This window comes from Nocardioides rotundus, from assembly GCF_019931675.1.
GTDB classification, from domain to species: Bacteria; Actinomycetota; Actinomycetes; order Propionibacteriales; family Nocardioidaceae; genus Nocardioides; species Nocardioides rotundus.
The window spans coordinates 2536029-2558217 of the sequence record NZ_CP082922.1 but is presented as its reverse complement, the minus strand read 5'-3'; the positions used below and the strand labels follow the sequence as shown (position 1 = coordinate 2558217).

The 22189-nt window shown below is 72.9% G+C and carries 21 protein-coding genes; 14 read left to right on the top strand and 7 right to left on the bottom strand.

Going from position 1 to position 22189, the window contains the following annotated elements:
• Positions 1–72 precede the first annotated feature (72 nt).
• The 11 genes from K8W59_RS12620 to K8W59_RS12570 all read left to right on the top strand — a co-directional run bounded on the left by K8W59_RS12620 (position 73) and on the right by K8W59_RS12570 (position 13750).
• Positions 73–1158, top strand: a complete 1086-nt coding sequence (locus tag K8W59_RS12620; protein WP_223394365.1) for a hypothetical protein — start codon at positions 73–75, stop codon at positions 1156–1158.
• A complete protein-coding gene (locus tag K8W59_RS12615) occupies positions 1148–1810 on the top strand; it encodes a hypothetical protein (protein ID WP_223394363.1) in 663 nt (220 codons plus the stop codon). The genes K8W59_RS12620 and K8W59_RS12615 overlap by 11 nt, the downstream gene beginning before the upstream one ends.
• Positions 1811–1851: 41 nt before the next feature.
• Entirely contained in the window at positions 1852–3051 is a 1200-nt protein-coding gene (locus K8W59_RS12610; protein WP_223394360.1) for an amidohydrolase, read from the top strand.
• Between the two features lie 160 nt (positions 3052–3211).
• Positions 3212–4351, top strand: a complete 1140-nt coding sequence (locus tag K8W59_RS12605) for a BMP family lipoprotein (RefSeq protein ID WP_223394358.1) — start codon at positions 3212–3214, stop codon at positions 4349–4351.
• 90 nt (positions 4352–4441) lie between these two features.
• Positions 4442–5965: an ABC transporter ATP-binding protein gene (locus K8W59_RS12600; protein ID WP_223394356.1), complete on the top strand. Its 1524-nt coding sequence runs from the start codon at positions 4442–4444 to the stop codon at positions 5963–5965.
• Positions 5962–7176 (top strand): ABC transporter permease, encoded by a 1215-nt coding sequence (locus tag K8W59_RS12595; protein ID WP_223394354.1) that lies wholly within the window; start codon positions 5962–5964, stop codon positions 7174–7176. The genes K8W59_RS12600 and K8W59_RS12595 overlap by 4 nt, the downstream gene beginning before the upstream one ends.
• On the top strand, positions 7173–8489 hold the full coding sequence (locus tag K8W59_RS12590) for an ABC transporter permease (protein WP_223394352.1): 1317 nt from the start codon (positions 7173–7175) through the stop codon (positions 8487–8489). Before K8W59_RS12595 ends, K8W59_RS12590 begins: the two co-directional genes overlap by 4 nt.
• A 1-nt stretch (position 8490) precedes the next feature.
• On the top strand, positions 8491–8880 hold the full coding sequence (locus K8W59_RS12585; protein WP_223394350.1) for a cytidine deaminase: 390 nt from the start codon (positions 8491–8493) through the stop codon (positions 8878–8880).
• Between the two features lie 459 nt (positions 8881–9339).
• Positions 9340–9768 carry a TadE/TadG family type IV pilus assembly protein gene (locus K8W59_RS12580; protein ID WP_223394348.1) on the top strand — a complete coding sequence of 143 codons (429 nt, stop codon included), beginning with the start codon at positions 9340–9342 and terminating at the stop codon, positions 9766–9768.
• Positions 9765–12470 (top strand): bacterial transcriptional activator domain-containing protein, encoded by a 2706-nt coding sequence (locus K8W59_RS12575; RefSeq protein ID WP_223394346.1) that lies wholly within the window; start codon positions 9765–9767, stop codon positions 12468–12470. Before K8W59_RS12580 ends, K8W59_RS12575 begins: the two co-directional genes overlap by 4 nt.
• Complete coding sequence (locus tag K8W59_RS12570) at positions 12467–13750, top strand: thymidine phosphorylase (protein ID WP_223394344.1); 1284 nt, start codon at positions 12467–12469, stop codon at positions 13748–13750. The genes K8W59_RS12575 and K8W59_RS12570 overlap by 4 nt, the downstream gene beginning before the upstream one ends.
• Before the next feature lie 31 nt (positions 13751–13781).
• On the opposite strand, the gene K8W59_RS12565 is transcribed toward K8W59_RS12570, so the two are convergent.
• The 3 genes from K8W59_RS12565 to deoC are packed head-to-tail and all read right to left on the bottom strand — an operon-like array spanning position 13782 to position 16211.
• A complete protein-coding gene (locus K8W59_RS12565) occupies positions 13782–14234 on the bottom strand; it encodes a MaoC family dehydratase (protein ID WP_223394342.1) in 453 nt (150 codons plus the stop codon).
• Positions 14235–14272: 38 nt separating this feature from the next.
• Positions 14273–15439, bottom strand: a complete 1167-nt coding sequence (locus K8W59_RS12560) for a uridine kinase family protein (RefSeq protein ID WP_223394340.1) — start codon at positions 15437–15439, stop codon at positions 14273–14275.
• Between the two features lie 19 nt (positions 15440–15458).
• Positions 15459–16211, bottom strand: coding sequence for a deoxyribose-phosphate aldolase (gene deoC / locus K8W59_RS12555; RefSeq protein ID WP_223394338.1), 753 nt, complete (start codon positions 16209–16211; stop codon positions 15459–15461).
• A gap of 69 nt (positions 16212–16280) precedes the next feature.
• On the opposite strand from deoC, the gene K8W59_RS12550 reads away from it, so the two are divergent.
• Positions 16281–16880, top strand: a complete 600-nt coding sequence (locus K8W59_RS12550; RefSeq protein WP_223394336.1) for a hypothetical protein — start codon at positions 16281–16283, stop codon at positions 16878–16880.
• A gap of 7 nt (positions 16881–16887) precedes the next feature.
• Here the strand turns inward: K8W59_RS12550 and K8W59_RS12545 are convergent, their stop codons facing one another.
• Together K8W59_RS12545 and K8W59_RS12540 are read right to left on the bottom strand one after the other, a co-directional pair.
• Entirely contained in the window at positions 16888–17382 is a 495-nt protein-coding gene (locus K8W59_RS12545; RefSeq protein ID WP_223394335.1) for an FBP domain-containing protein, read from the bottom strand.
• Positions 17383–17387: 5 nt separating this feature from the next.
• A complete protein-coding gene (locus K8W59_RS12540) occupies positions 17388–19064 on the bottom strand; it encodes a phospho-sugar mutase (protein ID WP_223394333.1) in 1677 nt (558 codons plus the stop codon).
• A 58-nt stretch (positions 19065–19122) separates the two neighbouring features.
• Here K8W59_RS12540 and K8W59_RS12535 point away from each other — a divergent pair, with 58 nt between their 5' ends.
• The gene (locus K8W59_RS12535; protein ID WP_223394331.1) at positions 19123–19560 is read left to right on the top strand and encodes an SRPBCC family protein; all 438 of its coding nucleotides are present in this window, start codon (positions 19123–19125) and stop codon (positions 19558–19560) included.
• A gap of 10 nt (positions 19561–19570) precedes the next feature.
• Positions 19571–20236 (top strand): MOSC domain-containing protein, encoded by a 666-nt coding sequence (locus K8W59_RS12530; RefSeq protein ID WP_223394329.1) that lies wholly within the window; start codon positions 19571–19573, stop codon positions 20234–20236.
• On the opposite strand, the gene K8W59_RS12525 is transcribed toward K8W59_RS12530, so the two are convergent.
• Both K8W59_RS12525 and K8W59_RS12520 read right to left on the bottom strand, forming a co-directional pair.
• Entirely contained in the window at positions 20211–21014 is an 804-nt protein-coding gene (locus tag K8W59_RS12525; RefSeq protein ID WP_223394327.1) for a purine-nucleoside phosphorylase, read from the bottom strand. The two genes, K8W59_RS12530 and K8W59_RS12525, sit on opposite strands and share 26 nt — an antisense overlap.
• A gap of 123 nt (positions 21015–21137) precedes the next feature.
• Positions 21138–22097 carry a type IV toxin-antitoxin system AbiEi family antitoxin domain-containing protein gene (locus K8W59_RS12520; RefSeq protein ID WP_223394325.1) on the bottom strand — a complete coding sequence of 320 codons (960 nt, stop codon included), beginning with the start codon at positions 22095–22097 and terminating at the stop codon, positions 21138–21140.
• Positions 22098–22189: the final 92 nt, after the last annotated feature.

The window sequence follows — 22189 nt, the reverse complement described above, 5'->3', positions numbered from 1 at the left end:
TGAGCATGACAGCATGCCCTTGGACCCGCCGGGTGCGCGGGTCCTCGACCTGTGTAGGGGGAACCAGCGCCGATGTCCGCACGACGCATCCTGACCGCTGTGGCGACGGCCGGTGTGGCCGCCGTCGTCGCAGCGACGACCGCAGGCCCGGCCGGTGCCGCCATCGGCGGCGGCAGTCAGGGCGGTGAAGTGAGCCTGCGCGCCGTCGACGTCCAGGTCTCCGGTGGCGCGGGCGATCCGCTCACCGGGGCGGGCGGGACCACAATCAGCGTCTCGGTGCCCCCGAAGTGCTGGTGGGGGCCGTTCACGGGATCAGCAGACTCCTCGGACGCCAAGGCGATGCAGGCGTGGTTCGACGACATGCGGAGTCAGATGCGTGGTCACGCCGCTGGCGGCTACTTCGAGTTGCCGACCATCGACTACGTGAAGTCGGTCACCAAGACCGCCAAGTCCACCCCGCAGACGTGGTACCAACTGAACAGCCAGCCCGGGGTGAACTGCGCGGAAGAGGGCTTCGCCTCTAGTCACGGCACGTGGGGTGACGCCTACGGAGGCAGGGGCGCCGGCGACCTGGCGAACGAGCAGGTGCCGATGGCCTACCAGGCATTCGCCACGGGAAGCCCGCTCCCGCCGCCTCTCGTCGACGTCGAGGACGTGGTCACGGCCGTCTGGGACGAGGCGGCCGCCGAGATCGCCGGACCGGATCTTGGTCGTAACCCCACGATCCAGGCCGCCGGCGGGGCGACCCTCGTGAACCTGCCCACCTGGTTCTGGGTGCAGAACGTCAATGAGGCGCTCGCCGGCGACGGCGTCATCGAGCTCGAGGTGTCGGTGCCGGGCACGCCGGTCCGGGCGACGCTCACGTCGCGGACCGAGTCGGTTCAGATCACCTCCTACGCCGGCTCGACCGAGTGCACGATCCCGGCGGCCAAGACCGAGTGGGCGCCGGGGTCCAGCGAGGAAAGTGCCTGCACGATCCCGTTCGACCGGGCCAACACCGGCGGCTGGGACGTGACCGCCCAGACCACGTGGACCGGGAGCTGGCAGGGCACCGACAGGAACGGTCCGGTGGGCGGCACCCTGGACACGCTGACCCCGTGGGCCACGGTCAGCGTCCCCGTGGCCGAGTCCCAGGCGCTCGTCAACGATGTCGGGTGACCGGGGTCGCCCGCTGCTCGGGCTCGCCCTCGTCGGGCTGATCCTGCTGACCGGCGCCTGTGGTGGGGAGGAGCGGCCGGCGGAGGTGGACCTGCCCACGTCCACGGCGAGCTCGTCGGAGCCCGGCTCGACGCCGGAGGGCGACCGGCCGGACCGTCCGGCCACCACTCCAGAGCCTAGCCCGCCGCCGCGCAACGGGCAGAAGGTGCAGGACACCGACTCCGCGGCCTACTCGCTCCGGCTGCCCGAGCAGGAGCCCGCGAGAAGCGTCGCGGAGTCGCTGCTGGCCTACCTCGACGCCCGGCTACAGGCCTACAACTCCGTCGAGGTGGATCTCGCGGCGCTCGCCCGCACCGCGACCGGCGACCCGATCAACCAGGTCCAGCGCTATGTCGCCGAGCTGAGCGAGCGGGGCAACCGCACGGTCGGCGACGTCTGGCTCGACGCCCCGGCCGATGCGGTGCGGGTCCGGGGCAAGCAGGCGACCGTCCGCGAGGCCTGCCTGCGGAACGCGAGCGTGGATGTCGACGCCGGAGGGGTCGCCGTCGAGTCCGCCCCCTCGGCGTACCGGCTGTCCGCGACCCTGACGAAGGTGGCCGCGGACGCGTGGCTGGTCACGGAGTTCTCGGTCGAGCCGTCCACGGACTGCTAGGTACGCCCACCGGTGAACGGGTCGTGAACTAACCTGTTCCGGTGACCCCTGCTTCCCTTCCCGACGACACGAGCCGCGTGATCGACGGCGTCGTCGAGAAGTACGGCGACGAGCTGGTCGACCTGCGCCGGGACCTGCACGCGCACCCGGAGCTGTCCTTCGCCGAGGAGCGCACCACCGACCTGGTGGAGAGCTGGGTCCGGGAGGCGGGCTTCCGGGTGAGCCGCCCGACCCGGACCGGGCTGGTCGCGGAGATCGGCGAGGGCGAGCGGGCGGTGGGCCTGCGCGCCGACCTGGACGCGCTCCCGGTCGAGGACACCACCGAGGACCCGTGGGCGAGCACCGTGGGCGGCGTCGCCCACGCCTGCGGTCACGACGTGCACACCGCCGGACTCGTGGGGGCCGCCCTGGCCATCGCCGAGGTGGCCGGTCGCGGCGACCTGCGGGGCCGGGCGCGGCTGATCTTCCAGCCCGCGGAGGAGGTCATGCCGGGCGGGGCGCTGGAGCTGCTGGAGCACGGCGTGCTCGGTGACCTCGACGCCGTCTTCGGCCTGCACTGCGACCCCAGCATCGACGTCGGGACCATCGGGCTCCGCGAGGGCCCGCTGACCGGTGCCGCGGACAAGGTGGAGGTACGGCTACACGGCTCCGGTGGCCACACGTCGCGCCCGCACCTGACCCAGGACCTGACCTACGCGCTGGCCAAGCTGGTCACCGAGCTGCCCTCGATCCTCTCCCGCCGGCTCGACCCGCGGGCCGGCGTGAGCGTGGTCTGGGGCATGGTGCAGGCCGGTGCCGCGCCCAACGTGGTCCCCGCCACCGGCCGGGCCGCCGCCACGATCCGGATGCTCGACTCGGTGGCGTGGGCCGACGCGGAGCGCCTGGTCCGCGAGCTGATCCCGCAGATCGTGGCGCCGTACCAGGTGCGGGCGGAGATCCTCTACCACCGCGGCGTGCCGCCCGTGGTCAACGACCACCGGGCGACCGCTGTCCTGGGTCGTGCGGTGGAGTCGGTGGTGGGCGAGGTGGGCCACGTGCCGACCTCGCAGAGCCTCGGCGGGGAGGACTTCGGCTGGTTCCTCGACCACGTCCCGGGCGCGATGGCCCGGCTCGGCACGCGCACGCCGGGCGGGCCGACGTACGACCTGCACCAGGGCAACCTGCGGGTCGACGACCAGGCCGTCCTCATCGGGGCCCGCGTCTTGGCGGCCGCCGCGGTCCAGGGGCTCTCCGACCGCTGAGTCATGGGTGCTGCCCCACCGGGCGTTGCTTTGGTAACGGTTTGGTCCCGGGCACCGCATCGATGTCGCCTACGTCACCACGACGCCGGGATTCGTCATAAGGTGTCCGTCGATGTGCCCGGGGTCGCTCGGGCGCCGGAGAGATCTTTGAGGAGTCCACGTGCGTCGCACACCGATGAAGCTGGCGGCGGTGGCTGCCGTTGGAGTGTTGGCCCTGAGCGCCTGCGGAGAGCGCCCCACCGAGGGCGGGTCCGGTTCAGGCTCCGGCAGCAACGAGGCGGGCTCGGAGCCCTCGGAGCTCGCCTCGGCGTCGGTCGAGCCGCTGCCGGAGGGGCAGTTCCCCGACTTCAAGGCCTGCATGGTCTCCGACTCCGGCGGGTTCGACGACAAGTCGTTCAACCAGACCTCGCGCGCCGGGCTGACCGAGGTGGAGGACAAGCTCGGCATCCAGGCCGCCACGATCGAGTCCAACTCCGACTCCGAGTACGACAGCAACGTGCGGCGGCTGGTCAACCAGGGCTGCGACGAGATCACCACGGTCGGCTACAAGCTCGGCGAGGCCACCCAGAAGGCCGCCGAGGCCAACCCGAAGGTCGACTTCGCGATCGTCGACTTCGCCTACCTCAACGACGCCGGGAAGAACGTCGCGCCGAAGAACGTCAAGGGCCTCACGTTCGCCACAGCCGAGCCGTCCTACCTGGCCGGCTACCTGGCCGCCTCCCAGTCCGAGAGCGGCGTCGTCGGCACCTTCGGCGGGGCGCAGATCCCGACGGTGACGATCTTCATGGACGGCTTCGTCCAGGGCGTGGAGCGCTACAACCAGGACAACGACGCGCAGGTGCAGGTGCTGGGCTGGGACCCCGAGGCCCAGGAGGGCTCCTTCACCAACGACTTCGAGAACAAGTCGCGCGGCCAGTCGATCGCCAACACGCTGATCCAGCAGGGCGCCGACGTGATCTTCCCGGTCGCGGGCCCCGCCGGCCTGGGCGGCCTCCAGGCCGCCAAGGACCGCGACGCACGCGCGATCTGGGTGGACACCGACGGCTGCGAGTCCGCCGCGGAGTTCTGCGACGTGCTGCTCACCTCGGTGATGAAGGGCATGGACGTCGCGGTGCGCAACGCCATCGCGGACTCGATCACCGGCGACTTCACCAACGAGCCCTACGAGGGCACGCTGGAGAACGGCGGCGTCGGCCTGGCGCCGTACCACGAGTTCGACGGCTCGATCGACCAGGAGGTCAAGGACAAGATCGAGCAGATGAAGTCGGACTTCATCTCCGGTGAGCTCACCCTCGAGTGACCACGCCGCACCAAACGCGAGGGCCACGACCGGCGAGGCCGGCCGTGGCCCTCGGGCCGTGCGCCCTCCGCACCCGACCCAGGAGCGAGCATGCAGCTTGAGATCCGCGGACTGACCAAGAGGTTCGGCTCCTTCACCGCCAACGACTCGATCGACCTCACGGTCGAGGAGGGCGAGATCCACTGTCTCCTCGGGGAGAACGGCGCCGGCAAGTCCACGCTGATGAACATGCTCTACGGGCTGCTGGAGCCGACCGAGGGCGAGATCCTCATCGACGGCGAGCCGGTGACCTTCTCCTCACCGCGCGACGCCATCGACCGGGGCATCGGGATGGTGCACCAGCACTTCATGCTGGTGCCGGTCTTCACCGTCGCCGAGAACGTCGCGCTCGGCCGCGAGCAGACCCGCGGTGCCGGCGTACTCAACCGGTCGGCGGCCGCCGACCGCGTGCGCGAGCTCTCCCGGGAGTACAACCTCGCCGTCGACCCGGACGCCCTGGTCGAGGACCTGCCCGTCGGCGTGCAGCAGCGGGTGGAGATCCTCAAGGCGCTCACCCACGACGCGAAGGTGCTCATCCTCGACGAGCCCACCGCCGTCCTCACCCCGCAGGAGACCGACGAGCTCTTCCGGATCATGCGCGAGCTCAAGGAGCGCGGCACCTCGATCATCTTCATCACCCACAAGCTGCGAGAGGTGCGCGAGGTCGCGGACCGGATCAGCGTCATCCGCCGCGGCAAGGTGGTCGGTACGACGTCCCCGCAGGCCAGCCAGGCCGAGCTGGCCGAGCTGATGGTCGGCCGCGCGGTCCAACTCGTGGTCGACAAGAAGCCGCTCGACGCCGGTGCGCCGGTGCTCGAGGTCAGCGACCTGGTCCTGGCCGACCCGCGCGGCCACCAGGTGGTCAAGGGCGTCTCCTTCGACGTCCGGGCCGGCGAGGTGCTCTGCATCGCCGGAGTCCAGGGCAACGGCCAGACCGAGCTGGTCAAGGCCATGCTCGGCCTGGTGAAGGCCGACGCCGGCCTGGTGCGCCTTGCCGGCGAGGACCTGAGCCGGCACAGCCCGCGGCAGCGGCTGGAGGCCGGGATCGGCTACATCCCCGAGGACCGCAGCCACGACGGCTACGTCGGCGACTTCAGCGTCCGGGAGAACCTGGTGCTCGACCTCTTCCGCAACGACGAGTTCTCCCAGGGTCCGGCGCTCAAGCTGGGCGCGATCTCGGCGAACGCGACCCACCGGATCGAGGAGTTCGACATCCGCACCCCCTCGCAGGAGACACCGGTGGCCGCGCTGTCCGGCGGCAACCAGCAGAAGGTCGTGGTGGCCAGGGAGTTCTCCCGGCCGCTGAAGCTGCTGGTCGCGGCGCAGCCCACACGCGGCGTGGACGTCGGGTCGATCGAGTTCATCCACCGTCGGATCGTCGCCGAGCGGGACCACGGAGTCGCGGTCGTCATCGTGTCGACCGAGCTGGACGAGGTCTATGCCCTCGCGGACCGGATCGCGGTGATGTACGACGGCCGGATCGTGGACATCGTGCCGCCGGACACCCCGCGCGAGGAGCTCGGGCTGCTGATGGCCGGCGGCCGCCGCGGCGAGGACGAGGAGGCCACCGCATGAGTCGGGCGACCGAGAAGACCGCCGACGAGCCGGCGGCGAAGCGCGAGACGAGATCGCCCCGGCGCGACCTGTCCGGGCTCCGGGAGACCGTGGTGACCACGTTCCTGGCCATCGTGATGGCGCTCCTGGTCGGCGCCGTGCTGATCTCGCTGAGCTACGAGCAGTCGCTCAACTCCCTGTCCTACTTCTTCTCCTACCCCTGGGACTTCTTCCGCTACTCCTGGGACGCCGTCTCCACCTCCTACCTCGCGATGGTCGACGGTTCGGTCGGCAGCCCCGGCGCGATCGTGGACACCCTCGAGCGGTCCGCGCCGCTCATCTGCGCCGGTCTGGGCGTGACCCTCGCCTTCCGGGCGGGGCTGTTCAACATCGGCGCCCAGGGCCAGCTGATCGTCGCCGCGCTCGCCGCGGGCTACGTCGGGTGGACGTGGGACCTGCCCCCCGGGATCCACCTCGTGGTCTCGGTGGCCGCGGGCGTTCTGGCCGGCGGCCTGTACGGCGGCATCGTGGGGCTGTTGAAGGCGCAGACCGGTGCGCACGAGGTGATCACCACCATCATGTTCAACTACATCGCCTCCCTGGGCATCCTGGCCTGGGCGCTGTTCAACCCCGCGTTCCAGCGGCCTGGCCAGAGCGAGCCGATCAGCGACCGGGTGGCCGACAGCGCGGCGTACCCCTCCATCGGCAGCCTGCACCTGGGCATCGTGGTGGCTCTCCTCGCGGCGGTCTTCCTGTGGTGGCTGCTGGACCGCTCCACGCTGGGCTTCGAGCTGCGGGCCGTGGGCAGCAACCCCGACGCGGCCCGCACCGCCGGCATCAGCGTGTCCAAGGCCTACACCGTCGCGATGCTGCTCGCCGGCGCGTTCGCCGGGCTGGCGGCCACGATGCTGGTCAACGGCGACCGGTTCGCGATCAGCGACACCCTCTTCGGGACCATCGGCTTCGACGCGATCACCGTGGCCCTGCTGGGCCGCGGCAAGCCGCTGGGCAGTGTGCTCGCGGGCCTGCTCTTCGGTGCTCTGCAGGTCGGCGGCGGGGCGATGGAGGCCACCCGGGTCGCGACCTCCCCCGATCTGGCACAGGTGCTGCAGGCGCTGATCGTGCTGTTCGTCGCGGCCCCGGCGCTGGTCGGCGCGCTGATCCGCCGCCGCGATCGCGACCGCACCCCCGAGGCAGCCTTCGCGGCCAAGGCACAGGAGGTCGAGGCATGACCACGACGACGATCGAGCAGACCCCCGGTGGGGAGGTCGATGTCCGCGACCGTGCCGACGTGCTCCGGCAGGTGAAGCTGGTGGTCGCACTCGCGGTGGCCGCCATACTCCTCCTGCTGTTCGTGCTGTCCATCGACGACCCGACCGTCTACTTCACCCTGGAGCGCCAGGCGACGGTGGACACCCGCAGCGAGATGAACGGGATCCTGGTCGGCTGGATCGCGTTCGCGGTCGTGGTGCTGGTGCTCGCCCTGGCGGCGGTCAACCGGGTGCCCCGCGGTTGGCCGGGCGCGGTGCTGTGCACACTGGCCGGGCTGGCCTTCATCGTCGGGTTCCTGGTCTGGTACTACGCCGACCAGGAGCCGATCCCCGGCATCGGGGCGATCACCATGGTCAACCCGCTGCGGCAGACGATCATCTACGCCACCCCGCTGGTGCTCGGTGCCCTGGCCGGGGTGCTGTGCGAGCGCTCGGGTGTCATCAACATCGCGATCGAGGGTCAGTTCCTGATGGGCGCCTTCTTCGGTGCGGTCGCCGCGTCGCTGGCCTACAGCGCCGAGATGGGACTGGTGGGCGCCGCTCTCGCCGGGGTCGCGGTGGCCGCCCTGCTGGCCTGGTTCGCGATCCGCTTCCACATCAACCAGGTGGTGCTGGGCGTCGTGCTCATCGCGCTCTCGCTGGGCCTGACGAACTTCCTGCTCGGGCAGATCCCCAGCACCCAGGCCAACCCGGAGCTGCACGCCTACCTCAACGAGCCGCCCACGCTCAGCGACATCGCGATCCCCGGACTGTCGGACATCCCGGTGATCGGGGCCGCGCTGTTCGACCACAAGATCCTGGTCTTCATCATGTACGTCTCCGTCGCGCTGGTGGCGTGGCTGCTCTACAAGACCCGCTGGGGGCTGCGGGTCCGGGCCGTCGGCGAGCACCCGAAGGCCGCGGACACCGTGGGGATCAACGTGGCCCGGATGCGCTGGTCCGCGGTGCTGCTCGGGGGAGTGTTCGCCGGCCTCGGCGGAGCGTTCTTCACCGTCGGGTCGACGGGTGCCTTCGACCAGAACCCCTCGAACGGGCAGGGATTCATCGCGCTGGCGGCGGTCATCATGGGCCGCTGGCACCCGATCGGCGCGTCGCTGGCGGCGGTCTTCTTCGGCTTCATGCTCGCGCTCCGCGATCAGCTGAGCGTGCTGACCAAGATCGACGGCGACCTGCTCTCGGCGGCGCCGTACATCATCACCGTCATCGCGGTGGCCGGGTTCGTCGGCCGGGTGCGACCCCCGGCGGCGGACGGCCAGCCCTACGTGAAGAGCTGACGTGGCCGTGGACTGGGAGCCCCTGCGCGCTGCTGCGACCGAGGCGATGGGCCGCGCGTATGCGCCGTACTCCAACTATCCCGTCGGCGCCGCGGCGCTGGTCGACGACGGACGGCTGGTGACGGGGTGCAACGTGGAGAACGCGGCGTACGGCGTGACCCTGTGCGCCGAGTGCGGGCTGGTCTCGCAGCTGCACCTGACCGGCGGCGGGCGACTGACCCACTTCGTGTGCGTCGACGGGAACGGGGACGTGCTGATGCCGTGCGGCCGCTGTCGTCAGCTGCTCTGGGAGAACGGCGGCCCCGACCTGCTGCTGCTCACCGTCTCCGGCGAGCGGACCATGGCAGAGGTGCTGCCGGATGCGTTCGGGTCGGAGGATCTGGGGCGCTGAGCTCAGGGGCAGGACCCTTCCGCCACTGTCGGCTCGACCGCGTTCTTCAGCTCCTCGAAACTGGTACCGGCCGGCGCCACGAGGGTGACGGTGAACCGATCCGCACCGACACGCCGCACGCTCGACCAGACGGTGTGGCGTCCTCCGTTGGCTCGGTTGGGAGCGGTGTAGGTGACCTCCGTGGCCCGCGTCCTGCGTGCCTTCGCGTAGGACCCCTCCACTGCGGGATCACCAGTGTCGAAGCCGTCGGTGATGGCGGTCGCCGAACTCTGCGTCACCTTCCAGTCCGGTTCGTCGTCCTCCCAGTCATCAGGTCGGCACCTGGGGCCCGGGCGGGGAGATCGAGGTCTCGCTCGACTGCCAGGTCTCCTATGCCCAGCTGGGACTCCTCGGGGTGCCGGGCAGCGTGGGCATCTCCGCGTCCAGCGCGGCGCCGCTCGACCCCTACCGGAGGTACGAATGATCAGGGCACGAGTGGTCTCCGTGCTCCGCCGACGCGACGACCGCGGCACGGCCACCGCCTTCGTCGTCGGGATGGCGATCACCCTGCTGGCGGTCGCCGGCCTCGTGGTCGACGGCGGCAACGCCCTCAACGCTCGGATGAAGCTCGCCGACGACACCGAGCAGGCGGCCCGGGCCGGTGCCCAGCAGATCGACGAGCTGGCCCTGCGGGAGAACGACGTGGTCCAGCTGGACCAGGCCGCGGCGCAGCAGGCCGCCAGCGGCTTCATCGCCCGGTTCGGATACAACAACGCCGGGGTGAACGTGACCGCCGACGAGGTGACCGTCGGCGCCAGCGACCGGGTGAACACCGTGCTGCTGAGCCTGGTCGGCGTCCGGTCCTTCGAGGTGAACGCCGTGGCGACGGCAGAGGCGGTGACCCAGTGAGCACACCCACCGACACCCGAGGGCCCGAGCGGTTCTCGGTCGGGCCTCAGGACGACGCCGAGATCTCCCTCGGCCGGGCGGTGCTGGCGGGCCTCGCCCTGCTCGCCCTGCTGGTCGGCGTCCCGGTCCTCCTCTGGCTGCTCACCGGCCCCCCGCCCCTGCCCACGGGCGTGCCCTCCCGGGAGGACCTGACGCAGCAGATCGGCGTCGACACCCTCCTCGTGGTGCTGCGCGTGGTGGTCTGGCTGGCCTGGCTGCAGTTCGCGGTCTGCACCGTCGTGGAGGCGGTCAGCTTCGTGCGCGGCGGCGGGCTGCCCCGCGCCGTACCCCTCTCCGGCCCCGCCCAGGCGGCCGCGCGTGCCCTGGTCGGCACCGTCCTGGTGGGCGCCTCGGTGCTCGGCTCCACCGGCGCCGCGTCCGCGGCCGCCGAGCTGGCTCCCTCCCCGGCGGAGACGCCGTCGGCAGCGGCCACCGCGGGCGACCAGGGCCCCGGCGGCCAGGACGAGCAGGCCGAGGCCGAGCAGCAGGAGCAGGAGCAGGCCCCGCGCCAGCTCTCGGTCGCCGGAGTCCCTGCGGACATGACCGACGTCATCGGCAAGAAGGTGGCGATCGTCAAGCCGCCGGAGGGCCACTACCACGACAACCTGTGGGACATCGCCGAGCGGCACCTGGGCGACGGGCGGCGCTGGAAGGAGATCTACGAGCTCAACCAGCACCGGATGCAGCCCGACGGTCAGCAGCTCGTGCTCGGCCGGCTGATCCAGCCGGGCTGGGTGCTGATCATGCCCAACGACGCCACCGGGCTCGAGCGGGTCACCGAGGCCCCCGCCCAGGCGGTGACGCCGGCGCCCGAGCGGGCCGCGGAGACCGCTGCGGTCCAGGCCGCCGAGGAGCAGGCGACCGAGAGCGGCTCCTCCCTGCCCGGCGACCTGCTCGCCGGAGGTCTGCTCGGCGGCGCCGTCCTCGGAGCGCTGCTGCTCGAGCGTCGCCGCCGGCACGGCAAGGGGGCCGACCCCGAGACCGAGGACGCCGAGGTCGCCCTGCGGGCCGGCGCCGACCCCGAGCGCACCGCGTGGCTCGACCGCGCCCTGCGGTCGCTGAGTGCGGCATGCCGCGACCACGACGCCACGCTGCCTCCGGTCTATGCGGTCACGGTCTCCGACGAGCGGATCCAGCTCAACCTCGCGGGCCAGCACCACGACGCCCCCGGCGGCTGGACGGTCGAGGACGACGGGCGCGCGTGGGTGCTGGACCGCGAGACCGACCTGGGCGACCGGGCCGGCCACGCGCCGTACCCCGGCCTGGTGTGCATCGGCCGCGACGACAGCGGCGCCGACGTCCTGCTCGACCTGGAGTCCGCCGACGGCATCGTGGCCGTCCAGGGCGCCGCCGTGGTCGCCCGCGAGGTCGTCGCCGCACTCGCCGTCCAGCTGGTCACCGCGCCCTGGGCCGACGCCCAGCGGGTGCTCGGCCACGACCTGGGCCCGGCGTTGGCGGAGATCGGTACGCCGGCGCTGGAGGACGCCCCCGACCTGGAGCGGGCGGTGGCCGACCTCGGCTCCGCCGGGGTCCAGCAGCCGGCGACCCAGGTGCTCAGCGGCCGGCTCGGGCGGACGCCCGGCCAGACCCCGCACTACCTGGTCGTCGGGTCGCTGCCCGACGCCGCCGCGGCCGACTCGCTCACCGCGCTCACCCAGGAGGGGACCCGCGGCCTGGGCATCGTGGTCGCCGGACAGGTCGCCTCGAGCCGCTGGCGCGCGACCGTGGACGACGGTGGCCGGCTCTCGCTGCCGCTGCTCGACGTCGACGTCGACGCGGTCCGGCTCGGGGAGGACTCCGCCGAGCTGCTGGCCGACCTGTTCGCCGACGCGGCCGTGGACCGCTCGGGTGAGGACGACGGGCGCCCGCCGGTGCCGCCGACGCCGGCCGGCGCGGGCGACGACTCCACATGGAGCAGTGCCCGGGTGCGGGTCGGGGTGCTCGGTGCGGTCGAGGTGCGCAGCCAGGGCCGGATGGACGAGGCCCGCCTGCCGCTGGCCACCGAGCTGGTGACCTTCCTGGCGCTGCAGAACGAGCCCGTTCACCCCAGCGTGGTCGGGGCGTCGGTGTGGCCGCGCGGGGTCACCTCGGACGTCCGGGACGCCACCATCGCCCGGGTCCGCGACTGGCTCGGCACCGATATCGACGGCAACCACCTGCTCCGCGAGACCGAGGACGGGCGGCTCCTGCTGGCGCCCGAGGTCGGGGTGGACTGGCACGCCTTCTGCGTGCTGGCACGCCGCTCGCGGGACGCCTCGGAGCGGGAGGAGCCCGAGCTGCTGCGCCGGGCGCTCCAGCTGGTCCGAGGCCCCCTGCTGCAGGGGGCCCCCGCCCGGCGCTACTCCTGGGTCGTGCGCACCGGGCTGGAGCAGCGCTCCACCGACCTGGTCGTCGACGTGGCCCACCGGCTGGCCGAGCTGATGACCGACGACCCCACCGGCGGCGCCGCGGCCGCGAGAGCCGGGCTGCGGTTCGCGCCGGTCTCGCAGGTGCTCTGGCGCGACCTTTTGCGGGCGGAGAGCCGGGGCGAGGACCCCGAGGCGGTGGCGCTCGCCGCCGATGAGATGGTGGCGGTGCTGGAGGCCGCGGGCGTCCCGGTGGACGCCGAGACGGCCGCTCTGGTCGACGAGCTGCTGCCCGGACGAGGTGAGGGAGTGGGATGAGCGGACACGACGCGATCGAGGTCATCTCGACCAAGCGCGATGGCGACCCGCTCACCGACACCCAGATCGACTGGGTGATCGACGCCTACACGCGGGGGGACGTCGCCGACGAGCAGATGTCCGCCCTCGCGATGGCCATCCTGCTCAACGGCATGTCCCGCCCCGAGATCAGCCGCTGGACGAACGCGATGATCGCGTCCGGGGAGCGCATGGACTTCTCCTCCCTCTCCCGGCCGACCGCCGACAAGCACTCCACCGGCGGGGTGGGGGACAAGATCACCCTGCCGCTGGCGCCGCTGGTGGCGGCCTGCGGGGTCGCCGTACCCCAGCTGTCCGGTCGCGGGCTCGGCCACACCGGCGGCACCCTGGACAAGCTCGAGGCGATCCCCGGTTGGCGGGCGTCGCTGACCAACGAGGAGATGCTGCGCCGGCTCGAGGAGATCGGCGCGGTGATCTGCGCCGCCGGCGACGGCCTGGCGCCCGCGGACAAGAAGCTCTACGCGCTGCGGGACGTGACGGGCACGGTGGAGGCGATCCCGCTCATCGCCTCCTCGATCATGTCCAAGAAGATCGCCGAGGGCACTGGCTCGCTCGTGCTGGACGTCAAGGTCGGGTCGGGCGCGTTCATGAAGGACGAGGCCCGGGCCCGCGAGCTCGCCGAGACCATGGTGGCGCTGGGCACCGACGCCGGCGTGCACACGGCCGCGCTGCTCACCGACATGAGCACCCCGCTCGGGCTGACCGCCGGCAACGGCATCGAGGTCGCCGAGTCGGTCGAGGTGCTGGCCGGGGGCGGACCCGAGGACGTGGTGGAGCTGACCCTCGCGCTGGCCCGCGAGATGCTCGCGGGCGCCGGACGCGACGACGTGGACCCCGCCGACAGGCTCGCGGACGGGTCGGCGATGGACGTGTGGCGGCGGATGATCGCCGCGCAGGACGGCGACCCGGACGCGCCGCTGCCGCAGGCCAGGGAGTCCCACGAGGTGGCCGCGCCCGCCTCGGGCGTGCTGACCCGGCTGGACGCGATGGCCGTCGGGCTGGCGGCGTGGCGGCTCGGCGCGGGCCGGGCGCGCAAGGAGGACCCGGTCCAGGCCGGTGCCGGCGTCGTCTGGCACGCCCGCCCCGGCGACCGGGTGCGCGAGGGCGAGCCGCTGTTCACCCTGCTCACCGACGAGCCGGCCCGCTTCGAGCGGGCCCTGTCGGCGCTCGAGGGCGGGTACGACGTCTCCGAGGACGCCTCGTTCGAGCCCGCGCCGCTGGTGATCGACCGGATCGGCTGAGGGCCGGCGGGGCGTCGGACGCCGCGTCCGGTCAGGGGAGCAGCAGCACCACGGTCTCGGCGACGCAGGCGGGCTTGTCCTGGTCCTCGATCTCCACGGTGTGCTTGAGCGTCAGCTGCTTGCCCTTGGGCAGGTCGCTGACGTCCGCGACCGAGACGTGCGAGCGGACCCGGGAGCCCACGAGCACGGGGTTGGGGAAGCGCACCTTGTTGACGCCGTAGTTCAGCTTCGCGCCGGGCGTGTCCAGGGCGAAAACCTGTGCGCCCAGGTAGGGGATGAGCGACAGGGTGAGGTAGCCGTGAGCGATGGTGCCGCCGAACGGGCCGTCCTTGGAGCGCTCGACGTCGACGTGGATCCACTGGTGGTCGCCGGTCGCGTCGGCGAACTGGTTCACCCGGTCCTGGTCGATCCTCAGCCAGTCGCTCGTGCCGAGCTGCTCGCCGACCGCTCCGGCGACCTCGTCCAGACTGGTGAACACGCGCATCTGATCGTCCTTCCGCTGGGGGCGTCCTCCCGGGCAACCTATCGGACCCGGGGCAGCACCAGTGCCCAGGTCCGGGGCCAGCCGGCGACCCGTGCCCGGCCGCACACGAAGTCCTGCTCGCCGACGTCGAGCACGCGCCCGGTGCTGGGCTCGAAGACCCGCCAGGCCCCCTCCTGCACGCCCACGACCAGCACGACATGGCGGGGGAGGCGCCGGGACCCGACGTACCAGACGACGCTGTGCCCGGCCTCGACCGCACGGCGTACCCGTGCGGCCAGCCTGTCCCGGCGGCGCAGGGTCGGTACGACGACCCGGCGCGGGCCGTGGGTCGCCAGCTCGCGCGCCACCGCCCACGGCGGGGTGCCCCAGGCACGCCACCAGGGTGCCTGCGTGCGCCCGGTGGCGTCGGTGAGGCCGGTGACCCGGGCGTGCGTGGCGAGTGCCTCGGCGGCCACGCCCTCGGCGAGCACGGCGTCGGCCCACGCCTCGTCGTCGAGCATGCGGGCCACCACCAGGACGGCGGCCCCGCAGGTGCGCCGGTCCGGTTGGCGGCCGGCGTGCTCCAGCACCGTGGCCGCCCAGGCGCGGGAGACCGGCTGGCCGCTCGGCGTGGAGACCAGCGCGGCGATCCGGCGGCGCACCTCGTCGGGAGGGGCGGCCTCGCAGCCGAGCGCCACCGCCCGGCGGACGAACGTCCGCTGCTCCCGCATCAGCGCCAGGCCCCGGGCCACCAGCACCCGCGGCGGCTTGCGCCGCTCGCGCAGGTCCCGGTGCAGCCGTCGCCAGAAGGTGACGAGGGGCGACTGGTCCAGGCAGAACGCGGCGGCCAGCAGCCCGCGGCGGGCCAGCAATGGGACCAGGTCCTGGGCGAAGATGCCCTCGGCGACGACGTACGGCGCCCCACCGAGCTCGACCGGGTGGCTGCCGGTGCGGCTGCTGGTCGAGATGTCGTAGGTCGGCGCCTCCACGCGTCCGGTCGTGGTCAGCTCCTCCAGCGCGGCGACCGCGTCCTCCGGCGACCAGGAGCCGGGGTGGTCCCAGTCGACCAGGCCCGCGTTCGGGCCCTCGGCGATCAGCGGGAGGCCCGGGTCGCCCGCCTCGCGGTAGAAGTCGTCCAGCCGCAGCACCGGGAGCCCGGTGTGCGCGGAGAGCCGCGACTTGCCGGAGCCCGACGGGCCGGCCAGGACGATCACCCGCGCACACACGCGCGCAGAGGGTGACGGCTCAGTAGCCCTCGTCCGCGGCACGGCCGGCCTCCGGCTCCGGGACGACGATCGGGCCGTCGTGCTCGCGCGCCTCGGCCAGGATCGCCGCGGTCGAGCTGGTGCCGATCCGGGCCGCCCCGGCAGCCACCATGGCCAGCAGCGCGTCCAGGTCGCGCACGCCTCCGGAGGCCTTGACCTGCACGGAGTCCGGGACGCTGGAGGCCATGAGGAGCACGTCGGGCACGGTCGCGCCGCCGCCCGCGAAGCCGGTGCTGGTCTTCACGAAGTCCGCGCCGGCGGCGGCTGCGGCCTCCGAGCCGGCCCGCTTCTGCTCGTCGTCGAGCAGGGCGGTCTCGAGGATCACCTTCACCAGGGCACCGCCCGCGTGACCGGCCTCGACCACGGCACGGATGTCGTCCTCGACGGCCTGCAGGTCGCCGCCGCGGAGCCGGCCGATGTTGAGCACCATGTCCAGCTCGGTGGCGCCATCGGCCATCGCCTGCTGCGCCTCCGCGACCTTCGCCGCGGTGCTGGTGGTGCCGTGCGGGAAGCCCAGGACGGTGCACACCTGCGTGTGCCGGCCCTGCAGTTGCTCCGCGGTCGCGGCCACGTCGCTGGGCCGGACGCACACGCTCCAGATCTGCAGCTCGGCCAGGTCCGAGACGTCGCCCGCGACCTCCTGCGGGGTGAGCTCCGGCTTGAGGAGCGCGTGGTCGATCAGGTCGGCGATCGCCTGGACGTCCAGCGTCGTGCCGGGGGAGATGCGTGCCATGCCGGCGATGGTAGCCGGGCTCGGGCCCGACGCCTCTAGGGTGGGGCGGAGCGCGCGAGGAGGTGACGGATGGCCGAGCGGGAGATGTTCCCGGCGACCAACGGGCTGGCGACCGGGGTCGGCGGCCTGGTGGTCGCCGCCGTGGCCGCGGTGCTCGGTCTGACCTGGGTGGACTACCGCTACGCCCCCGTGCTGCTGTCGATCGCGCTGCTGCTGGCCGTGCTCACCTACGCGGTGGTGCTGCGGCCCCGCGTGGGGATCGACGGGGACGACCTGGTGCTGCGGCAGGTCTTCAGCACGACGTGGATCCCGCTGGCCGCCGTACAGGACTTCGAGCTGCGCCGGATCGCGGTGTTCCGCGCCGGCGGCAGGAAGTACGACTCGCCCGCGCTGTCGCGCACCCGCTCCACCAGCCGCCGGGTGCGCCGACTGGACGCCCGACTCGAGATCGACCCCGACGAGCGGCAGGGCAAGGGGCCCACCGCGTCGGAGTTCATCTCGCACCGGATCGAGTCCGCGATGGCGGCGGCCCGCTCCCGCGCCGGGGTCGAGGAGTGGTCGGAGGAGCAGGAGGCTCTGGCGGCCGACGTGCGCACCCAGTGGGCCTGGCCGCTCGTCGCGCTCGCCGTGCTGGCGGGACTGGCGGTCGTCGTCAGCCTGGCCGCCTGAGCCGTCCTCAGCCGGTCATCACCCGGCGGACGAGGTGGTCCAGGTTCTCCCGCAGCCGTTCGACCCGCTGCTCCTCGTCCAGGGTCTCGGTCGGCTGCACTCGCGCGGGACGCTTGAGCCGCCGGGCGTAGAGCGAGCAGTCCAGGTCCGCGCACAGGTAGGCGCCCACCGTGTTGCCCGACCGCCCCGACGCACCGGCCCGCGGCGCCACCATCAGCGCCACGTCGGTGCTGGAGTGGACCGTCGTACACAGCGAGCACATGTTCTGCCGCCGCGTGGCCCGGCGGTCGGCGGGGAGCCGGAGGGTCAGGCCGACGGACTGCTCGCGCCAGGGGGCGACGAGGTACGCCGCGCCGGGGGCGCCGGGGTCGGACCAGCCGAGGAAGTCCAGGGCCTCCCAGCGGGTCGTGTCCAGCGACCGGGGGAGCGGGAACCGCTTCGCCTGGCCCTGGGAGCAGTTCACGAAGGACGCGCGGATCTGCTCCGGCGTCAGGGGATCCACGGCTCTCAGGCCTCCAGCCCGAGCGCGGCGCGCAGGCTGCCGGTGATGGCGTCCAGGCGGCCGGCCGCCGAGATCCGCGCGGCGTCCACGCCACCGTCGCCGTCCTCGACCGGGACCACGACCTCCAGGTAGCACTTGAGCTTCGGCTCCGTGCCGCTCGGCCGGACCACCACGCGCGCCCCGTCGGCCAGGTGGAACCGCAGCCCCTCGGTCGGCGGGAGGCTCTCCGAGCCCAGGGCCAGGTCGTCGATGCGCTCGACCGCCAGGCCGCCGAGCTCGGTCGGCGGCTGCTCGCGCAGGGTCGCCATCGCGCGGACGATCTGCTCCAGGTCGGTCACCCGGACCGAGAGCTGGTCGGTCGCGTGCAGGCCGTGGGCCCGCGCGAGGTCGTCCAGCAGGTCCTGCAGGGTGCGGCCGGCGGCCTTGGCCTCGGCGGCCAGCTCGCAGAGCAGCAGCAGCGCGGAGATGCCGTCCTTGTCCTTGACGTGCTCGGGGTCGCAGCAGTAGCCCAGTGCCTCCTCGTAGCCGAACGCGAGGTCCTCCACCCGGCCGATCCACTTGAAGCCGGTCAGCGTCTCCTCATACGGCTGCCCCGCGGCCTCGGCCATCCGGCCGAGCAGGCTGGAGGAGACGATCGAGGTGGCGAAGGTGCCGGTGCGGCCGCGGTCGAGGAGGTGCTGGGCGAGCAACGCGCCCACCTCGTCGCCGCGCAGCATCCGCCAGCCGTGCGGGCCGGGCACCGCGGCGGCGCAGCGGTCGGCGTCCGGGTCGTTGGCCACCACCAGGTCCGCGCCGGTCTCCTCGGCGAGCGCCATCGCGAGGTCCATCGCCCCCGGCTCCTCGGGGTTGGGGAACGCCACGGTGGGGAACGTCCCGTCCGGCTCCTCCTGGGCGCTGACCACGTGCGGCTCCTCGAAGCCGGCGGTCTCCAGGACCCGGGCCACCGGGATGCCGCCCACCCCGTGCAGCGGGGTGTAGACCAGGCGCAGGTCGCGGGGGCCGTCCTCGACGAGGGCCGCCACCTGGTCCAGGTAGCGGTCCACGATCTCCTCGTCCAGCACGGTGCCGCCGTCGCCGCGGGGGATGCCGGCCAGCGGGCCGACGGCCGCGATCCGCTCGGCGATCTCGGCGTCGGCGGGCGGGACGATCTGGCGGCCGTCGCCGAGGTAGACCTTGTAGCCGTTGTCCTGCGGCGGGTTGTGGCTCGCGGTGACCATCACCCCGGCCACACAGCCCAGCTCGCGGATCGCGAAGGCCAGCAGCGGAGTCGGCAGCGGCCGGGGCAGCGTGAGGGCGTGGAAGCCCGCGCCCTCCATGATCTCGGCGGTGTCGCGCGCGAAGACGTCGGAGTTGTGCCGGGCGTCGTAGCCGATCACCACGGTGCTGCCGGGCCGGCTGCCGGTGTCGCGGAGGTACGCCGCCAGGCCGGCGGCGGCCCGGGAGACCACCACCCGGTTCATCCGGTTGGGGCCGGCCCCCAGGGCGCCCCGCAGGCCCGCCGTACCGAACTGCAGGGTACCGGCGAACCGGTCCGCGAGGTCGGCACGGGCCGCCTCGTCGCCCCGCTCCGCGGCCGCGAGGAGCGGCTCCAGCTCGGCGCGGGTCTCGGGGTCGGGGTCGTCGGCGAGCCAGGCGCGCGCGGCCTCGAGCTCCGGGCCGGGTGTGGTGGTCGGGTCGCTCATGCAGGCACCGTAGCGCCCCGCTGGCCGCCGTCGGCTGCCGCGGGCTAGCGTCCGCGGGGTGGCCGCGTCGTACTCCTTCCGCTCCTCGTGGCCGGTGCCCGCCGAGCCGGCAAGGGTCTGGGCGGTGCTGGAGGATCTGGCGGGATACGCCGACTGGTGGCCGCAGGTGCGGGCCGTGGTGCGCCTCTCCGAGGACCGGGCGAGGGTGCGGGTCCGCTCGACGCTGCCCTACACCCTCGACCTGGTCCTGACCGCCGTCGTCCGGGAGCCGCGGTGCCTGGAGGCGCGGGTCGACGGCGACCTGGTCGGGTTCGTGCGCTGGCGGCTCTCGGCGGACGGCTCGGGGACACAGCTGGAGCTCGAGCAGAAGGTGGAGGTGACCGGCCGGCTCGGGCGGCTCAGCCCCGTGCTGCGGCCGCTCCTGGTGTGGAACCACGAGCGGATGATGGCCGGCTGCCGGGAGAACCTGATCGCCGCGGTCCGGGCGCGCGGGTAGCGTCAGTGCCGTGACAGCGCAGGTCAGGTCGGTCAGCGTCGGCCGTGGGGCACCCGTTTCGGGGCGGCGGCACCTCAGCGGGATCCACAAGCAGCCCGTGCCGGTGATCGAGGTGCGTGCGCCGGGCCCGAAGCGCGGCGGCCTCGGGAGCGGCGTGATCGGCGACCACATCGGCTCGCGCAAGCACCACGGCGGCGACGGACAGGCCGTCTACGCGTTCGCGGCCGAGGAGCTGGACCTCTGGTCCACCGAGGTCGGTCGCGGCCTGCCCGACGGCTGGTTCGGGGAGAACCTGACCACGGTGGGGCTGGACGTGGACGCGGCCCTGGCGGGGGAGCACTGGCGGGTCGGCGAGGTCCTGCTGCAGGTGACCGGCCCGCGGATCCCGTGCCGGACCTTCGCCGGCCACATGGGCGAGCGGGGGTGGGTACGGCGCTTCACCGAGCGCGGCCGCACCGGCGCCTATCTCGCGGTGCTCGAGCCCGGGCGCATCGAGCCGGGCGCGCCGGTCGTCGTCGAGCACCGCCCGGACCACGCCTTCACCGTGCCGATGCTGTTCCGTGCCCTGACCGGCGATGACGAGCTCGCCCGGGCGGCCCTGGACGCCGGGGTCATCTGGCCCGAGGAGCGGGAGAGGCTGGAGCGTCGGGTCAGATCCGCGGCACGACCCGGGTGAGCAGGTCGCCCATGCGGGTGGCGGCCGCCTTTCCCGCGGCGAGCACCTCCTCGTGGTTGAGCGGCTCGCCGCTCAGCCCGGCGGCCAGGTTGGTGACCAGGCTGATGCCCAGCACCTCCATGCCGGCCTCGCGGGCCGCGATCGCCTCCAGGGTGGTGCTCATGCCGACCAGGTCTCCGCCGAGGGCGCGCACCATCCGGATCTCCGCCGGAGTCTCGTAGTGCGGGCCCGGGAACTGGACGTAGACGCCCTCGTCCAGGCTCGGGTCCACCTCGCGGCACAGCTCCCGCAGCCGGTTGGAGTAGAGGTCGGTGAGGTCGACGAAGTTGGCGCCCACGATGGGGGAGCGGCCGGTGAGGTTGATGTGGTCGCTGATCAGCACCGGCTGGCCCGGCTGCCACCCCTCGCGCAGTCCGCCGCAGCCGTTGGTGAGCACGATCGCCCGGCAGCCCGCGGCGGCCGCCGTACGCACGGGGTGGACGACCGCGTCCACGCCCTTGCCCTCGTAGTAGTGGGTGCGGCTCAAGAAGACCAGCAGGTTCTGGTCGCCGGAGCGGATCGAGCGGATCTTGCCGCTGTGCCCGGCCACCGCCGCGGCGTTGAAGCCCGGCAGGTCGGTGGTCGCGATCTCCGCTGTCGCCTCGCCCAGCGCGTCTACCGCCGGCAGCCACCCGGACCCGAGCACCAGCGCGATGTCGTGGCGCTCCACCCCGGTCAGCTCCCGCAGCCTCTCGGCCGCCTCCTGCGCGGCGTCGTACGCGCTCACCTCAGTCGTCATGGCTCTCTCCTACGGCATCGCCCGCACTGCCGTCCAGTCGGGGACGTTTACCCGGTCCGCCGGGGAAAGTGTCACTGTCCGGCTGAAAGTTCAGCCGGGGAGTGACCGGAAAGCCTGAGAAGCTCAAGCAGTACGGCGATGAGCGGCCGCCGCGATGGCCTCGTCCACCGTCGCGGTCAGCCGAGCCGGGTGCTCGATGTCGTACCAGTCGAGCCTCGCGCACTCCAGCCGGGTGAGCCGGGCGACCATCCTCTCACGCCGCTTCTCCCGCAGGATCGCGTCGGCGACGGACTCACCGGGCCGTCTGAACCGGAGGTACTTCTCCTTGCCGTCGAACTCGATCCAGATGCCGAGGGCCCAGATGACGAAGTCCAGCCGCGCGACCAGCTTCCCAGCCTCGTTGCGAACCTCGTGTTGTGGCTCGGGCCGGGGGTAGCCCGCGCGGCGAAGCGCGCAGAAGGTCCGGGTCTCGCCGATCGACTCGACCCGAGGGTCCGCGCATGTCAGGAGCACCTCCTGGTTCAGCGTGTGCGGCCAGTGCTGCATGTCCACGACGCTGTGGCGGAGCCGCTCCACGGTGGTCAGCCCCTCATGGAGCAGGCTGTTGATCACGCACAGGGCGCGCTCGAAGTCGACCAGCGTGGCCACCTCGAGCGCCGTACGCGTGGGGTTCATCCGCTCCAACTCGCCGTCGAGCTCGACATCGCCGGGGAGAATAAGCCCACTGTGTTGCCGTACGCCGGCCTCGCGACGGCCGACGCGACCGTCGCGGCGGGTCAGGTGCACTTCGTCGAGCGGCAGGTCCCACCACTTGTCGGTCAGCATGGCCAGACTGCTGGTGTGGGACAGCACGACGTCGGTCCGAGCGCTGCGAGCCGCTGCTCGGCTTCGGGCGGCGTACCGCTGGGCTCCGGACATCGCCTCCCACATCGCGATCGTCGTGTAGGCCCCGGGACGGATCCGTATGAGCGTGCCGCTCCGAGTGAGCCGGTGGAAGGACCGCTCGTTGTAGCCGGCCTTGAGGGCGTCGCGACGCAGGAAGTGTCCGAAGACCTGACAGGTGTGCTCGAGTTCGGGTGTCATGCCGGGAGCATCGGCTGAAATCCCACGGCGTGGGGTGCCCTGTCGCCCTACTGTGGATATCGGTCTGGTACGCCGTACCTGTGGACGGGAAC

Bases quoted from the DNA above. Each gene is read 5' to 3' on its own strand.
- K8W59_RS12620 (WP_223394365.1), top strand. From the start codon at position 73: ATGTCCGCACGACGCATCCTGACCGCTGTGGCGACGGCCGGTGTGGCC.
- K8W59_RS12615 (WP_223394363.1), top strand. From the start codon at position 1,148: ATGTCGGGTGACCGGGGTCGCCCGCTGCTCGGGCTCGCCCTCGTCGGG.
- K8W59_RS12600 (WP_223394356.1), top strand. From the start codon at position 4,442: ATGCAGCTTGAGATCCGCGGACTGACCAAGAGGTTCGGCTCCTTCACC.
- K8W59_RS12595 (WP_223394354.1), top strand. From the start codon at position 5,962: ATGAGTCGGGCGACCGAGAAGACCGCCGACGAGCCGGCGGCGAAGCGC.
- K8W59_RS12590 (WP_223394352.1), top strand. From the start codon at position 7,173: ATGACCACGACGACGATCGAGCAGACCCCCGGTGGGGAGGTCGATGTC.
- K8W59_RS12580 (WP_223394348.1), top strand. From the start codon at position 9,340: ATGATCAGGGCACGAGTGGTCTCCGTGCTCCGCCGACGCGACGACCGC.
- K8W59_RS12570 (WP_223394344.1), top strand. From the start codon at position 12,467: ATGAGCGGACACGACGCGATCGAGGTCATCTCGACCAAGCGCGATGGC.
- K8W59_RS12565 (WP_223394342.1), bottom strand. From the start codon at position 14,234: ATGCGCGTGTTCACCAGTCTGGACGAGGTCGCCGGAGCGGTCGGCGAG.
- deoC (WP_223394338.1), bottom strand. From the start codon at position 16,211: ATGGCACGCATCTCCCCCGGCACGACGCTGGACGTCCAGGCGATCGCC.
- K8W59_RS12550 (WP_223394336.1), top strand. From the start codon at position 16,281: ATGGCCGAGCGGGAGATGTTCCCGGCGACCAACGGGCTGGCGACCGGG.
- K8W59_RS12540 (WP_223394333.1), bottom strand. From the start codon at position 19,064: ATGAGCGACCCGACCACCACACCCGGCCCGGAGCTCGAGGCCGCGCGC.
- K8W59_RS12525 (WP_223394327.1), bottom strand. From the start codon at position 21,014: ATGACGACTGAGGTGAGCGCGTACGACGCCGCGCAGGAGGCGGCCGAG.
- K8W59_RS12520 (WP_223394325.1), bottom strand. From the start codon at position 22,097: ATGACACCCGAACTCGAGCACACCTGTCAGGTCTTCGGACACTTCCTG.